This is a genomic window from Dorea sp. Marseille-P4042 (assembly GCF_900290215.1).
In the GTDB taxonomy this organism is placed as follows: domain Bacteria; phylum Bacillota; class Clostridia; order Lachnospirales; family Lachnospiraceae; genus Dorea; species Dorea formicigenerans.
On record NZ_OLMI01000001.1, the window covers coordinates 25,373 to 39,735 of the forward strand.

Annotated in this window: 12 protein-coding genes; 11 read left to right on the forward strand and 1 reads right to left on the reverse strand. The window is 42.1% G+C overall.

Features of this window, described 5'->3' with window-relative positions:
* Nucleotides 1–39 precede the first annotated feature (39 nt).
* Nucleotides 40–1,959, forward strand: a complete 1,920-nt coding sequence (locus tag C7E02_RS00130) for an NAD(+) synthase (protein ID WP_105308497.1) — start codon at nucleotides 40–42, stop codon at nucleotides 1,957–1,959.
* Between the two features lie 139 nt (nucleotides 1,960–2,098).
* Here the strand turns inward: C7E02_RS00130 and C7E02_RS00135 are convergent, their stop codons facing one another.
* Complete coding sequence (locus C7E02_RS00135; RefSeq protein WP_005331537.1) at nucleotides 2,099–2,773, reverse strand: S1 RNA-binding domain-containing protein; 675 nt, start codon at nucleotides 2,771–2,773, stop codon at nucleotides 2,099–2,101.
* Between the two features lie 219 nt (nucleotides 2,774–2,992).
* On the opposite strand from C7E02_RS00135, the gene C7E02_RS00140 reads away from it, so the two are divergent.
* The 10 genes from C7E02_RS00140 to C7E02_RS00185 all read left to right on the forward strand — a co-directional run bounded on the left by C7E02_RS00140 (nucleotide 2,993) and on the right by C7E02_RS00185 (nucleotide 14,317).
* The gene (locus tag C7E02_RS00140) at nucleotides 2,993–4,642 is read left to right on the forward strand and encodes a putative manganese-dependent inorganic diphosphatase (RefSeq protein WP_105308498.1); all 1,650 of its coding nucleotides are present in this window, start codon (nucleotides 2,993–2,995) and stop codon (nucleotides 4,640–4,642) included.
* A 15-nt stretch (nucleotides 4,643–4,657) separates the two neighbouring features.
* Nucleotides 4,658–5,245 carry a flavin reductase family protein gene (locus C7E02_RS00145; RefSeq protein WP_105308499.1) on the forward strand — a complete coding sequence of 196 codons (588 nt, stop codon included), beginning with the start codon at nucleotides 4,658–4,660 and terminating at the stop codon, nucleotides 5,243–5,245.
* A gap of 63 nt (nucleotides 5,246–5,308) precedes the next feature.
* Nucleotides 5,309–6,079, forward strand: coding sequence for a polysaccharide deacetylase family protein (locus C7E02_RS00150; RefSeq protein ID WP_005339155.1), 771 nt, complete (start codon nucleotides 5,309–5,311; stop codon nucleotides 6,077–6,079).
* Between the two features lie 42 nt (nucleotides 6,080–6,121).
* A complete protein-coding gene (locus tag C7E02_RS00155; RefSeq protein ID WP_029731889.1) occupies nucleotides 6,122–7,441 on the forward strand; it encodes a replication-associated recombination protein A in 1,320 nt (439 codons plus the stop codon).
* Nucleotides 7,442–7,547: 106 nt separating this feature from the next.
* Complete coding sequence (locus C7E02_RS00160; protein WP_005339159.1) at nucleotides 7,548–7,841, forward strand: hypothetical protein; 294 nt, start codon at nucleotides 7,548–7,550, stop codon at nucleotides 7,839–7,841.
* A 253-nt stretch (nucleotides 7,842–8,094) separates the two neighbouring features.
* Nucleotides 8,095–9,138, forward strand: coding sequence for a heat-inducible transcriptional repressor HrcA (gene hrcA, locus C7E02_RS00165; protein ID WP_005339161.1), 1,044 nt, complete (start codon nucleotides 8,095–8,097; stop codon nucleotides 9,136–9,138).
* 50 nt (nucleotides 9,139–9,188) lie between these two features.
* Entirely contained in the window at nucleotides 9,189–9,791 is a 603-nt protein-coding gene (gene grpE / locus C7E02_RS00170; protein ID WP_173789658.1) for a nucleotide exchange factor GrpE, read from the forward strand.
* Nucleotides 9,792–9,804: 13 nt separating this feature from the next.
* On the forward strand, nucleotides 9,805–11,682 hold the full coding sequence (gene dnaK, locus C7E02_RS00175; protein WP_005331515.1) for a molecular chaperone DnaK: 1,878 nt from the start codon (nucleotides 9,805–9,807) through the stop codon (nucleotides 11,680–11,682).
* Nucleotides 11,683–11,797: 115 nt separating this feature from the next.
* Entirely contained in the window at nucleotides 11,798–12,988 is a 1,191-nt protein-coding gene (dnaJ, locus tag C7E02_RS00180; protein WP_105308500.1) for a molecular chaperone DnaJ, read from the forward strand.
* A gap of 285 nt (nucleotides 12,989–13,273) precedes the next feature.
* On the forward strand, nucleotides 13,274–14,317 hold the full coding sequence (locus C7E02_RS00185; protein WP_005339165.1) for a substrate-binding domain-containing protein: 1,044 nt from the start codon (nucleotides 13,274–13,276) through the stop codon (nucleotides 14,315–14,317).
* Nucleotides 14,318–14,363: the final 46 nt, after the last annotated feature.

Genomic DNA, 14,363 nt, shown 5'->3' on the forward strand with positions numbered 1-14,363 from the left:
TTATAAGATATTAGATGTAAATTTATATGGAGGAAGATTATGAGACATGGTTTTATAAAAGTCGCGGCAGCAACACCGGATATCCGGGTAGCGGATGTGGATTACAATAAAGGGCAGATTATAAAGCAGATGGATGAGGCAGCAGAAGCAGGTGCCAAGATTATTGTATTTCCGGAGCTTTGTATTACAGGATATACATGCAGTGATCTTTTCCTTCAGGATATTTTATTAAATAGTGCGAAAAAAGCACTTGTAAAAATTGCAGAACATACAAAAAATCTGGATGCGCTTGTGTTTGTGGGAGTCCCTATTGCAGTTGGCGGGGAACTTTATAATGCAGCAGCAGCTTTGAACCATGGAAATATATTAGGTTTCACAACGAAGAGCTTTCTGCCCAATTATGGGGAATTCTATGAGATGCGCCAATTCCGTCCGGGACCGAAAAAAGCAGAGAAAATTCTGTTTGGCGGAAAAGAGATTCCATTTGGACCGCAGCTTTTATTTGTGGAAAATCAGATGGCTAATCTGATCGTGTCAGCAGAAATCTGTGAGGACGTGTGGTCACCGGTTCCACCGAGCATTGAGGCGGCAAGAGAGGGAGCGACTGTGATCGTCAACTGTTCGGCCAGTGATGAGACGATTGGAAAGGCTTCTTACCGGGAGGCATTAATTTCCGGGCAGTCTGCAAGGCTGATCAGCGGGTATATCTATGCCAACGCAGGAGAAGGTGAATCGACTACAGATCTTGTATTTGGCGGACATAATCTGATCGCGGAAAATGGAACGATTCTGGCAGAGGCGAAGAGATTTTCGAACGGGATTATTTATACAGAATTTGATGTACAGAAAATTGCGAATGAACGCAGAAAAAATACGACATTTACAGAGACACAGGAACATGAGCTTCCGAGGATTCCGTTTGGATTAGAACAGACAGAAACTATTCTTACAAGAACATTTCCGTCCAGACCATTCGTTCCTCGTGATGATCAGGAGAGGGCAAAGCGCTGTGAGGAGATTTTAACAATTCAGGCGATGGGACTGAAAAAGCGGCTTGCACATACTCATGCAAAAAGTGCAGTAGTTGGAATATCCGGAGGTCTGGATTCCACATTGGCACTGCTTGTGACAGCCAAGGCATTTGATGCACTGGGACTTGAGCGCAGCGGTATTACGGCAGTGACCATGCCGTGTTTTGGAACGACAGACAGAACGTATCAGAATGCATGTAAAATGTCTCTGAAAGTCGGAGCAACTCTCAGAGAAGTCAGAATCGGTGATGCAGTCATGCAGCATTTTAAAGATATTGGACATGACCCACAAGACCACAGCGTAACTTATGAGAATTCACAGGCAAGGGAACGGACACAGGTGCTTATGGACATTGCTAATCAAACGGGAGGACTTGTAATCGGAACCGGAGATATGTCAGAGCTGGCACTTGGCTGGGCAACCTACAATGGAGATCATATGTCTATGTACGGAGTAAATGCTTCCGTGCCAAAGACGCTGGTCAGACATCTGGTTCATTATTATGCAGACACTTGTGAGGATCCATCATTGAAAGAAGTGCTTTATGATGTGCTTGATACGCCGGTAAGCCCGGAGCTTCTGCCGCCAAAAGACGGTGAAATCGCGCAGAAGACAGAAGATCTTGTAGGGCCATATGAACTTCATGACTTTTTCCTGTATTATTTCCTGAGAATGGGATATGAGCCAGGAAAGATTTACCGGATTGCGAAGCTTTCCTTTGCCGGGGAGTATGACGACGAGACAATTTATAAATGGCTTCGTACATTTTGCTGGAGATTCTTTTCACAGCAGTTTAAGAGGTCCTGCCTGCCGGACGGTCCGAAGGTCGGAACAGTCGCTCTATCTCCGAGAGGCGACTGGAGAATGCCAAGTGATGCGTGTGTAGCATTGTGGATACAGAATCTTGAAAAAGAGGCGGGAAAATAACGTCTATAAAGGTAATAAGAGATCAAAAAAGGAACATAGCCGAATTATAAAGATTATGGGAATGTTCCTTTTTTGTTGCCAAGCATACGACAAAAAGGTCCGGTGGACCTTTTTTAGTTTTACAAGTAAATGAAAAGTTTTATAATTGGATGTTCTTGAAAAGATCGCCAAGGCTTGTTCCGATGTCTTCGCTCTTTGGAATCTCAACCTTAACTTCTTCCTCCTCCTGGATGGCTTCCTCAAGAGCTTTCATGCTCAGGCTGATCTTGCCATCTTTGACACCGATGACTTTGACCTGAACTTCATCACCTACATTCAGGACATCTTTTGGGAATTTGATACGTTTCTGGCTGATCTGGGAAACGTGTACAAGTCCGGAAAGTCCGTCTTCCAGACGTACAAATGCACCGTAGTTCTGGAGGGATTCTACGGTTCCGGTAAGAACGCTTCCTACTTTGATGTTTGCAATCTTTTCTTCACGCTCTTTTTTCTCTTTTTCTTTGAGAAGTTCACGGGCGGAAAGTACCAGCCGGTTATTTGCCTGATCTACATCAATGACCTGAACTTCGATATCTTTTAACAGATAAGATTCCAGATCTTCGATATAGGATAAAGAAAGTCGGGAAGCAGGAATAAATCCACGGATTCCTTCTACCATTGCGATAGCACCGCCATTTACAATTCCTTCGATTTTTACAGGGAGTACAGTTCCTTTTTCGAGGTAGGACTGAACTACATTCCATGGATTGGCATCATCAAAATGATCTTCCAGATCTGCCATAGTTACATTTTCTTCGTTGAATTCTTCGCTCATAGTATATTCCTTCCTATCAGTAAAATTGTTGCTTTTAGTATAGCATAAATAAACTGCTTGTACAAAGAAAATTAACTATGTTAGAATATGTTGTAGAAAATAAGTAACAGTTCGAGTGAGATATACGAATTATTGGAAAAATGATGAGTATAGCTGAATGCAATCAGAAAAACTGATATGGACTGCTCGAATTAGCAAGAAGATAATAGGGTGATATATATGGGAAAGAAAAAAGAAAAGATTTATGTGATCGGACATAAGAATCCGGATACAGATTCTATCTGTTCCGCGATTGCCTATGCAGATCTGAGGCAGAAAGTGACCGGACAGGTTCATGAGGCAAAGCGGGCAGGACATGTGAATGATGAGACTGCTTATGTACTGGATCGTTTTGGGGTAGAGGCTCCTAAGCTTCTTACAGATGTCAGACTTCAAGTGAGAGATCTGGATATTCACGAGATGCCGGGGCTTAAGCCCAATGCGTCCATTCGTGATACATGGGAGCGTATGCGGCAGGAGCAGGCAAAGACACTGCCAATCGTGAAGGATGATGAGCTGGTAGGAGTAGTATCTACCGGAGATATTGCAAAATCTTATATGGATGTGTATGATAGTGAGATATTATCAAAAGCGAGAACTCAATATCGGAATATTATCAAGACACTGGACGGTACAATGATAACAGGTAATGAGCATGGGTATTTTATGAGAGGAAAAGTAGCAATCGGAGCCTCAAGTCCGAATCTTATGGAAGAGTTTATTGAAAAGGACGATCTGGTGATATTAGGAGATCGTGAGGAAGCGCAGGCATGTGCCGTGAATATTGATGCCAGCTGTATGGTTATCTGCAAAGATGCAGAAGTTTCTCCGAAATTGATTCAGAAGGCAAAAGAACAGAGTATAGTGATCATTCAGACTCCGTATGATACATTTACGACAGCAAGACTGATTAATCAGAGCATTCCGGTGAAGTTTTATATGACCTCTGGACCACTGACTATGTTCCGGATGAATGATTATGTTGATGATATTAAAGATATTATGGCGAAAAAGCGTTTCAGAGATTTCCCGATTCTGGATCGTCATGGCAGATTTAAAGGATTCATTTCCAGACGTCGTTTCCTCGGTGCCAGCAAGAAAAAAGTAATCCTGGTGGATCATAACGAACGGTCACAGGCAGTTGATGGAATTGAGGAAGCAGAAATCATTGAGATTATTGATCATCACAGACTTGGAGATATCGAGACAGTCAGCCCGATTACGTTCCGTAATCAGCCAGTGGGATGCACGGCGACGATTATTAACCAGATGTATGAGGAGAATGAGATCGAAGTTCCAAGAGAGATTGCCGGGCTTTTATGTGGCGCAATTATTTCGGATACATTATTGTTCCGTTCACCGACCTGTACGCCGTTAGATGAAAGGACTGCGAAAAAACTGGCAAAAATTTCAGATATTGACCTGGAGCAGATGGCGCAGGAAATGTTCAATGCAGGAAGCAACTTGAAAGGCAAGAGTGCAGAGGATATCTGTTTCCAGGATTTCAAGCAGTTTACAGTCAACGACACGATATTTGGTGTAGGACAGATCACGTCCATGAGCAAAGAAGAACTGGCAGCTATTCGCGATATGATGACGGAGCATTTGCCAAAGGTACTGGAAGCACATAACCTGAATATGATTTATTTTATGTTGACAGATATTCTGGCAGAATCCACGGAGCTTTTGTGTGTGGGAACCGGTGCGAGAGGAATTGCCCTCAGCGCATTTGATCTTCCGGATAATGCAAAGAGTCTGATATTAAAAGGAGTTGTGTCCAGAAAGAAACAGCTGATACCAGTGCTGGTCGAGACCATGCAGCGGATGTAGAAAGGATAACGTACTATGGGAAAAGAATTATGGAAACCGGGGAATATGGTGTATCCGCTCCCGGCGGTTATGGTAAGTTGTGCGGACAAAGAAGGGCATGACAATATCATTACAATTGCATGGACAGGGACAATCTGTACAAATCCGGCAATGTTATATATATCCGTGCGTCCGATGAGATATTCTTATCATTTGATTAGGGAAAGCGGAGAATTTGTAGTGAACCTGACGACAAAAGATCTGGTAAAAGCGACGGATTGGTGCGGGGTGCGTTCAGGAAGAGATGTGGACAAATGGAGTGAAATGCATCTGACTCGCGGAAATGCCCAGACACTTATCTATGCTCCGATAATTGAGGAAAGCCCAGTCAATATTGAGTGTCAGGTCGTGAAAGTCGAAGAGTTGGGTTCACACCACATGTTTCTTGCAAAAGTGACCGGCGTGCAGGTGGATGACCGGTTCATGCAGGATAATGGAAAATTTGCACTGAACAAAACAGGACTTCTGGCATATTCCCACGGGGAATATTTTGATCTTGGAAAATCACTTGGAACATTTGGCTACAGTGTGAAAAAGAAGAAAAAGGTGAAAAAGAAAAAATAATAAAGCGCAGGATTTCATATATATAAAGAGACTGGTAGTGCAAAGGTAACAGGTCTCTTTATTATGAAAGAATGGAAATTAAAAAAAGTGATACAGATTCTTACAGCGTGTCTGGCAATGATAGTTGTTTTAAATGTTTCAGGAATTTCTATGAAAACAATGCAAACAATTGATATTAATAAGAAAGAATCAAAAACGAACAGACGAGATTCAAATCTGCAAATGGAGTCAGAAACACGGGAAACAATATCCCGGATTTTGAATGAGCAGATACAGACAGAGCTGCCTCAGATTGCCATTACATTTGATGACGGACCCAGTATGTGCACACCGGCACTTCTTGACGGATTAAAAGAGAGAGGTGTGAAGGCAACATTTTTTCTAGTAGGAGAAAATGTTGAGACCTATCCGGATATTGTGAAACGAATTTATGAAGAAGGACATTTAATTGGAAATCACACGTATCATCATGTTGAGATTACGAAACTTTCTGATGAAGAAGCAATGTATGAAATTAACAAGACTGATGAGCTGATTGCGGCAATTACCGGACAGCGCGTGCAGTATATCCGTCCGCCCTTTGGGGTCTGGAAGAGAGAACTGGAGAATTATCTGGACGTATTACCTGTCATGTGGACGGTAGACCCTTTGGACTGGACTACGGAAAATGCAGATGAAGTTGTGAATAAAGTAGTGTCGCAGGCGAAGGAGAATGATATTATTTTATTACATGATTGTTATAAATCCTCGGTAGAGGCGGCGCTTCGGATCGTAGATCTTTTAAAGGCAGAAGGCTTTGAATTTGTGACAGTAGATAAACTGATTCTTGAGTAAGGAAAACCAGAAGAAATCAGGAAGAATGGAGATAGAAAAAGCATGGATTTGTTTGAATATGCAAGACAGAAAAATATGGATCAGGAGGCACCGCTGGCGTCCAGGCTTCGGCCGACAACGCTGGAGGAAGTGGTAGGACAGCAGCATATTATTGGAAAAGACAAGTTGTTGTACCGTGCAATCAAAGCAGATAAGTTAAGTTCTATTATCTTTTATGGGCCGCCGGGAACCGGTAAGACGACACTGGCGAAAGTGATTGCCCATACGACAAGTGCAGAATTCACCCAGATCAATGCAACGGTGGCGGGCAAGAAAGATATGGAAGAAGTGGTACAGAAAGCGAAAGAGACGCTGGGCATGTATCAGAAGAAGACCATTCTTTTTGTAGATGAGATTCATCGTTTTAACAAAGGACAGCAGGATTATCTGCTTCCATTTGTGGAGGACGGAACAATTATTCTGATTGGAGCTACCACGGAGAATCCTTATTTTGAGGTCAATGGAGCATTAATTTCCCGTTCCAGTATCTTTGAACTTCATCCGCTTGAAAAAGAAGATATCAAAACACTTTTGAAGCGGGCAGTCTATGATCAGGAAAAAGGTATGGGAAGCTATCATGCGGAAATTGACGAGGAAGCACTGGAGTTCCTTGCAGACATTGCAGGAGGAGATGCGAGAAATGCATTGAATGCTATTGAACTCGGGATTCTCACGACAGAGCGAAGTGCGGACGGAAAGATCCATATTACACTTGACGTGGCGTCCGAGTGCATTCAAAAACGTGTAGTGCGCTATGACAAGACAGGAGACAATCATTACGATACAATCTCTGCATTTATCAAAAGTATGAGGGGGTCAGACCCTGATGCGGCAGTATATTATCTTGCAAAAATGCTATATGCAGGGGAGGACGTGAAATTTATTGCCAGAAGGATCATGATCTGTGCATCGGAAGATGTTGGAAATGCAGATCCGATGGCGCTACAAGTGGCTGTGTCAGCAGCCCAGGCAGTAGAGCGGATCGGAATGCCGGAATCGCAGATCATTTTATCTCAGGCAGTGACATATGTGGCAACAGCACCAAAGAGTAATGCGGCAGTCAAAGCAATCAGTGCCGCTATGGAAAACGTAAGAAATTATAAAACTACGGTGCCGGCGCATTTGCAGGATGCTCATTATAAGGGTTCACAAAAACTTGGACATGGTGTGGGTTACAAGTATGCACATGATTATCCGAACCACTATGTGGAACAGCAATACATGCCTTCCGAAATCCAAAAAGCAAAGTTTTATGAGCCGAGTGACAATGGACATGAAAAAGAAATAAAAGAATGGATGGAGTTTTTAAAGAAGAATTCATAGAAAAGCTTGAATTTTTTATAGAGAAAACGTATAATCGAAGCAGAATCTGTACTGTCGTCAGAAATGTGGCGCCAGAGTGTATGTTATTATCAGGAGGAAAAATAAAATGAAGGTATACGATTCAGTAAACAAAACAGAAGTAGAAGTAGACGGAACACAGGGTCTTGTTGACATCATGGTATCCGGACGTCAGGTAGATGTTTATCTTAAAGGAGAGAAATCTGATGCAGATGGATATCTGACATGGGATGTTGAGCACTGGTCAAGCATTGACAAGCAGAGATTTATCCGCTGCTATTCTTACAAAGGAAGGGTTCTGAGCGAGTCTACAGGACACAACATCTACGATTTACAGAACGACTTCAAGCCAGAAGAGGCAGAGAAGATCGAGTTAAGCTAATATAAAAAATCAAAGTAGCTGAAAACAAAAGAATTTAAATCTGTAATAAAGAAACTGACAGATGCAATTTTTCCCAATTGCATCTGTCAGTTTCTTTCGTATAATGGAAAGATTATTTTTTTTCATATTTATTTCACAAAAAAAGTAAGAAATGTTGTTGACAAAAGTCAAATCGAGTGATACATTAATAGTCGAAAGGTGTTAGCACTCCAATATAATGAGTGCTAACAAATCCGAAAGAAGGAGGCATATGATGATTCAGGAACAGGAACTGAGCGAACGAAAATTAAAGATCCTTCAGGCAATCATTAAGAATTATCTGGAGACAGGCGAGCCGGTGGGTTCCAGAACAATTTCCAAGTACACGGATCTGAACTTAAGTTCAGCAACCATTCGTAATGAGATGGCGGATCTGGAAGAACTTGGATATATTTTACAGCCTCATACGTCTGCCGGACGTATTCCTTCGGATAAAGGCTACAGACTCTATGTAGATATGCTGATGGAGCAGAAAGAACAGGAACTAAGTGAGATGCAGGAACAGATGCTTGAGAAAGCAGATAAGATGGATCAGCTTTTGAAACAGGCAGCAAAAGTTCTGGCGAACAGTACAAACTATGCGACACTGGTTTCTTCACCGATGAACAATCGCAACCGGATTAAGTTCATACAGCTTACGATGGTTGATGAGGAACAGATGATTGCAGTGATCGTGCTTGATGGAAATGTGATCAAGAATAAGATCATACATGTAGATGAGCCAATCAACAATGAGAACTTGTTAAAACTCAACATGCTTCTGAACACAACACTTAATGGCATGTCTATAGAAGAGATTAATCTTGGACTGATCGCGAGACTGAAAGAAGGAGCCGGAATCCACAGCGAGGTTGTGGGGAATGTATTGGATGCAGTCGCAGATGTTATTCAGGTCGATGAAGACATGCAGATCTACACAAGCGGTGCAACAAATATTTTTAAATATCCGGAACTTAGTGATAAGCAGAGTGCGCAGGAAATTATCAGTGCATTCGAAGAAAAGCAGCAGCTTACAGATCTCGTTACGCAGACCTTATCCAATGAAGAGAACACAGGCATTCAGGTATATATCGGAGATGAGGCTCCGGTGAAGACTATGAAAGATTGCAGTGTTGTCACCGCCACTTATGAATTAGGGGACGGTGTAAAGGGAACGATAGGTATTATCGGACCGAAAAGAATGGATTATGAGAATGTGTTAAAGTCAATGAAGCGTCTCCAGAGTGAACTGGATCAGATGTTTCATAAAGAGGAATAGAAAGGTGGAATTGATCCTTGGAAGATAAAGAAAAGAAAAGTCAGGAAGATATGGTAAAAGAAGCCGTAGAAGAGGCAAAGAAAGAAGCAGAAGCTTCAAAAGATGAAGCAGAAGAAGCCAAGACAGAAGAAGTTTCTGAAGAACAGGAAGCAGGGACAGAGGATCAGACAGAAGAAAAAGCTTCAAAAAAATTCTTCGGCAAGAAGGATAAGAAAGACAAAAAGGACGAGAAGATTGAAGAACTGACAGACAGACTTACTCGTCAGATGGCAGAGTTTGATAACTTCCGCAAACGTACAGAAAAGGAAAAATCCCAGATGTACGAAGTAGGAGCGAAAGATATCATAGAGAAGATTCTCCCGGTGGTAGATAACTTCGAAAGAGGATTAGATGCAGTTCCGGAAGAGAAAAAAGAAGACCCGTTCATTCAGGGAATGGAAAAGGTCTACAAACAATTTATGACAGTTCTGGAGAGCGTTGAGGTTAAGCCGATAGAGGCACTTGGCAATCAGTTCGATCCGAATTTCCATAATGCAGTGATGCATGTGGAAGATGAAAACTTCGGAGAGAATGAAGTCGCAGAAGAGTTCCAGAAAGGTTATATGTATCGTGACTCAGTAGTGAGACACAGTATGGTAAAGGTAGCAAATTAAGGAGGAATAGATTATGGGCAAAATTATTGGTATTGACTTAGGAACAACAAACAGCTGTGTAGCCGTTATGGAAGGTGGACAGCCAACAGTTATCGCAAATACAGAAGGAGCAAGAACAACACCATCAGTTGTAGCATTTACAAAGACAGGTGAGCGTCTTGTTGGTGAGCCTGCAAAACGTCAGGCAGTTACAAATGCAGAGAGAACAATCTCTTCTATTAAGAGAGAGATGGGATCTGATTACAGAGTAACAATCGATGATAAGAAATATTCTCCACAGGAGATTTCAGCTATGATCCTTCAGAAATTGAAAGCAGATGCAGAAGGATACTTAGGAGAGAAAGTAACAGAGGCTGTTATCACAGTACCTGCTTACTTCAACGATGCTCAGCGTCAGGCAACAAAAGATGCTGGTAAGATTGCAGGACTTGATGTAAAACGTATCATCAATGAGCCTACAGCAGCAGCACTTGCTTATGGACTTGACAATGAGAATGAGCAGAAGATCATGGTATATGACCTTGGTGGTGGTACATTTGATGTATCTGTTATTGAGATTGGTGATGGAGTTATCGAAGTATTATCAACAGCAGGTAACAACAGACTTGGTGGAGATGATTTCGATCAGAAGATTACAGACTACATGATTGCTGAGTTCAAGAAACAGGAAGGCGTTGACTTATCTACAGATAAGATGGCACTTCAGAGATTAAAAGAAGCTGCAGAGAAAGCGAAAAAAGAGCTGTCTTCCGCAACAACAACAAACATCAACCTTCCGTTCATCACAGCAACTGCTGAAGGACCGAAGCATTTTGATATGAATCTTACAAGAGCTAAATTCGATGAACTGACACATGATCTTGTTATGAAGACATCTGAGCCGGTACAGAGAGCTCTGTCTGATGCAGGAATTACAGCATCTGAACTTGGTCAGGTACTTCTTGTTGGCGGATCAACACGTATCCCTGCTGTACAGGAAGAGGTAAAACGTCTGACAGGTAAAGAGCCAAGCAAATCTCTGAACCCAGATGAATGTGTAGCACTTGGAGCATCTGTTCAGGGTGGTAAACTTGCCGGAGATACAGGCGCTGGAGATATCCTTCTTCTTGATGTAACACCATTGTCACTGTCTATCGAGACTATGGGTGGAGTTGCTACAAGACTGATCGAGAGAAATACAACAATTCCTACAAAGAAGAGCCAGATTTTCTCAACAGCAGCAGATAACCAGACAGCTGTTGACATCAATGTTGTACAGGGTGAGAGACAGTTCGCAAAAGACAACAAGTCTCTCGGAAGATTCCAGCTTGATGGAATCGCACCAGCTCCAAGAGGAGTACCGCAGATTGAGGTTACATTCGATATCGATGCCAATGGTATCGTAAATGTATCTGCAAAAGACCTTGGAACAGGTAAAGAGCAGCACATCACAATCACAGCAGGATCTAACATGTCTGATGATGAGATTGATAAGGCTGTAAAAGAGGCTGCAGCATTTGAGGCTCAAGATAAGAAACGTAAAGAGGGAATCGATACAAAGAATGAGGCAGACGCTTTAGTGTTCCAGACAGAGAAAGCTATCCAGGAAGTTGGAGATAAACTGGATGCTAACGATAAAGCTGGTGTAGAGGCTGACTGCAAAGCACTGAAAGAGATTCTTGAAAAAGTAAATATGGACGATATTACAGACGCTCAGATTGCTGAGATTAAAGCTGGTAAAGAGAAGCTTTCTGAAAGTGCTCAGAAACTGTTCACAAAGATGTATGAGCAGGCAGGAGCAGCTGCACAGGGAGCACAGGGAGCAGGTGCTCAGGCAGGACCAGAGGCAGGACCGGCACCGGATGGATTCCAGGGAGACGATGTAGTAGACGGAGATTATAAAGAAGTCTAAAGCATAAAAAGGCGGAATAATACCGCATCGAATGCGAAGGCTGTTCCGCGGAATGTGACTGAATTTTAAGGAGGTCAGGTTTCGCGGAACTTCCTTTTGTTAAGGAGAGAAAGTAATGGCAGAAGCAAAGAGAGATTACTATGAGGTTCTCGGCGTCAGTAAGGATGTCGATGAAGCGACTTTGAAAAAGGCATATCGTAAAGTTGCCAAAAAGTATCATCCGGATATGAATCCGGGAGATGCAGAGGCGGAGAGGAAGTTTAAAGAAGCTTCGGAAGCATATGCTATACTTAGCGACCCTGAAAAGAGACGTCAGTATGATCAGTTTGGTCATGCAGCATTTGAAGGAGGAGCAGGAGGAGCCGGCGGATATGGCGGCTTTGATTTTAATGGAGCTGATTTCAGTGACATATTTGGTGATATCTTTGGGGACATATTTGGTGGTGGAAGAAGCAGAAACCGCAGCCAGGGACCGATGAAGGGTGCAAGCATCCATAAGGCAGTAAGAATTTCATTTGAAGAAGCAGTATTTGGATGTGAGAAGAAGATTGATGTAATTTTAAAGGATCCGTGCCCAAAATGTAATGGAACAGGTGCAAAACCAGGAACGACTCCGGAGACATGCTCAAAGTGCGGCGGAAAAGGTCAGGTTGTATACAGCCAGCAGTCACTGTTTGGTATGGTACAGAATGTACAGACTTGTCCGGATTGTCACGGAACTGGTAAGATTATTCGTGAGAAATGTCCGGATTGTGCCGGTACAGGATATATTTCCAGTAAGAAGAAGATTTCTGTCAAGATTCCGGCAGGAATTGATGACGGACAGAGTGTAAGAATTCGTGATAAAGGTGAACCGGGAGTGAATGGCGGACCAAGAGGAGATCTTCTTGTGCAGGTCACAGTATCCAGACACCCAATTTTTCAGCGTCAGGATGTACACATTTTCTCAACGGTTCCGATTTCCTTTGCACAGGCAGCACTTGGTGCAGATATCCGCATCAAGACAGTAGATGGAGAAGTTATCTACAATGTGAAACCAGGTACTAAGACAGATACGAAAGTACGCTTGAAAGGAAAGGGTGTTCCATCACTTCGTAATCCGCAGGTTCGCGGTGATCACTATGTAACACTGGTGATCCAGACACCGGAGAAGTTGAGCCATGAGGCAAAAGAAGCACTTCGTAAGTTCGATGAACTGGCGGGAAATACACTAAATCAGGCAGGAAAAAATGACGGTGAGAAAGAAAAGCCGGAAAAGAAGAAAAAAGGATTTATGGATAAAGTAAAAGAAGCCTTTGATGATTAAGTTCATCAGGGGCTTCTTCCCGTTGTGCCAGAAAAATGAATCACCTGTTATGCGGTGGACATGACTTGAGTTAGAAAAAAATAGAATATTTTAGATGAAATGAAGAAGAGTACGATATTGATTTATGAAAAGCCGTAATAATCTGTGAAAAATGCAGGAATCGAGCCGTCAATATTAACAAAAAAACGGTATGAATTTGTAAAATAAACACAATTGACATACTAGCATGTAAGCTGTAAGATTGAATCAAGAAAACAAAAACCAAACAAAAGAGGAGGAAGCAAAATGAAAAAATTAATTGCAGCAATGTTATGTGCAGTCATGACTTTTGGGTTATGTGCATGTAGTTCCGGATCATCTGGCAGTTCAGGTTCTGGAAGTAAAAAAGAGGGATACAAAATTGGATTCACAGATAACTACAACGGAAATAGTTATCACCAGTCCATGGAAAAGTATATGACAGAGACAGCAGATAAGCTGAAGGATGAAGGTCATATCAGTGAACTTACAATTGTTGAAGCTAATCAGGATGCTGCAACACAGATTTCACAAATTCAGGATTTTGTAATGCAAGGATATGATTTGATCGTTGTTGATCCATGTTCAACGAGTTCCTTGAACAGTGCAGTTCAGGAAGCCTGTGATGCAGGAATTCCAGTACTTGTTATCAATGATGGTCCAATCGATTTTGAAGATGATAATTTATATCAGCTTAACTTTAATTTCGTTGATCTTGCAGAGACATTGACAAAAACTGTTTGTGAGAAAATTGGTGGTAAGGGAAATATTATCGAACTTCGTGGTACGGCAGGAACAACATGTGATACAGATATGCATCAGGGCGTTTTAAATGCTTTGAAAGATTATCCAGATGTAAAAGTTGTTTCAGAGATTTATACAGATTGGACAGGATCTAAAGCGCAGAGTGAACTGAACAGTGTACTTCCGACACTTGATAAGGTGGATGGTCTTGTGACTCAGGGAGGAGATGCTTATGCAGCAGTTCAGGCATTTATTTCAGCAGGATATACAGAACTTCCGGTAATTGCAGGAGATAACAGAGGTTCTTTCTTAAAATGGTGGATGAATGAAGCACCAGAAGGTTACGAAACTATTTCAGGAGCATGTAATCCATGGGACGGCGCTATTGCAATGTATATTGCAGTTGATATTCTGAACGGTGAAAAGGTTGAGAATAATATGAATTGTCCATTTGGATACGTTGAAGCAGATGACTTATCTGAATATTCTGACATAGCAGAAGATGATGTTGCAGCAACAACATATGAGTGGAATAAAATTAAGTCTGATATTGAAAGCGGCAAATAAGAAGTGAAATAAAGGTTGGGGGAATGGATGCCGTATAGGCACATTT

What these genes read in the sequence shown, in the direction of transcription:
- C7E02_RS00130 (WP_105308497.1), top strand. Translation starts at nt 40, where the DNA reads ATGAGACATGGTTTTATAAAAGTCGCGGCAGCAACACCGGATATCCGG.
- C7E02_RS00135 (WP_005331537.1), bottom strand. Translation starts at nt 2,773, where the DNA reads ATGAGCGAAGAATTCAACGAAGAAAATGTAACTATGGCAGATCTGGAA.
- C7E02_RS00140 (WP_105308498.1), top strand. Translation starts at nt 2,993, where the DNA reads ATGGGAAAGAAAAAAGAAAAGATTTATGTGATCGGACATAAGAATCCG.
- C7E02_RS00145 (WP_105308499.1), top strand. Translation starts at nt 4,658, where the DNA reads ATGGGAAAAGAATTATGGAAACCGGGGAATATGGTGTATCCGCTCCCG.
- C7E02_RS00150 (WP_005339155.1), top strand. Translation starts at nt 5,309, where the DNA reads ATGAAAGAATGGAAATTAAAAAAAGTGATACAGATTCTTACAGCGTGT.
- C7E02_RS00155 (WP_029731889.1), top strand. Translation starts at nt 6,122, where the DNA reads ATGGATTTGTTTGAATATGCAAGACAGAAAAATATGGATCAGGAGGCA.
- C7E02_RS00160 (WP_005339159.1), top strand. Translation starts at nt 7,548, where the DNA reads ATGAAGGTATACGATTCAGTAAACAAAACAGAAGTAGAAGTAGACGGA.
- hrcA (WP_005339161.1), top strand. Translation starts at nt 8,095, where the DNA reads ATGATTCAGGAACAGGAACTGAGCGAACGAAAATTAAAGATCCTTCAG.
- grpE (WP_173789658.1), top strand. Translation starts at nt 9,189, where the DNA reads ATGGTAAAAGAAGCCGTAGAAGAGGCAAAGAAAGAAGCAGAAGCTTCA.
- dnaK (WP_005331515.1), top strand. Translation starts at nt 9,805, where the DNA reads ATGGGCAAAATTATTGGTATTGACTTAGGAACAACAAACAGCTGTGTA.
- dnaJ (WP_105308500.1), top strand. Translation starts at nt 11,798, where the DNA reads ATGGCAGAAGCAAAGAGAGATTACTATGAGGTTCTCGGCGTCAGTAAG.
- C7E02_RS00185 (WP_005339165.1), top strand. Translation starts at nt 13,274, where the DNA reads ATGAAAAAATTAATTGCAGCAATGTTATGTGCAGTCATGACTTTTGGG.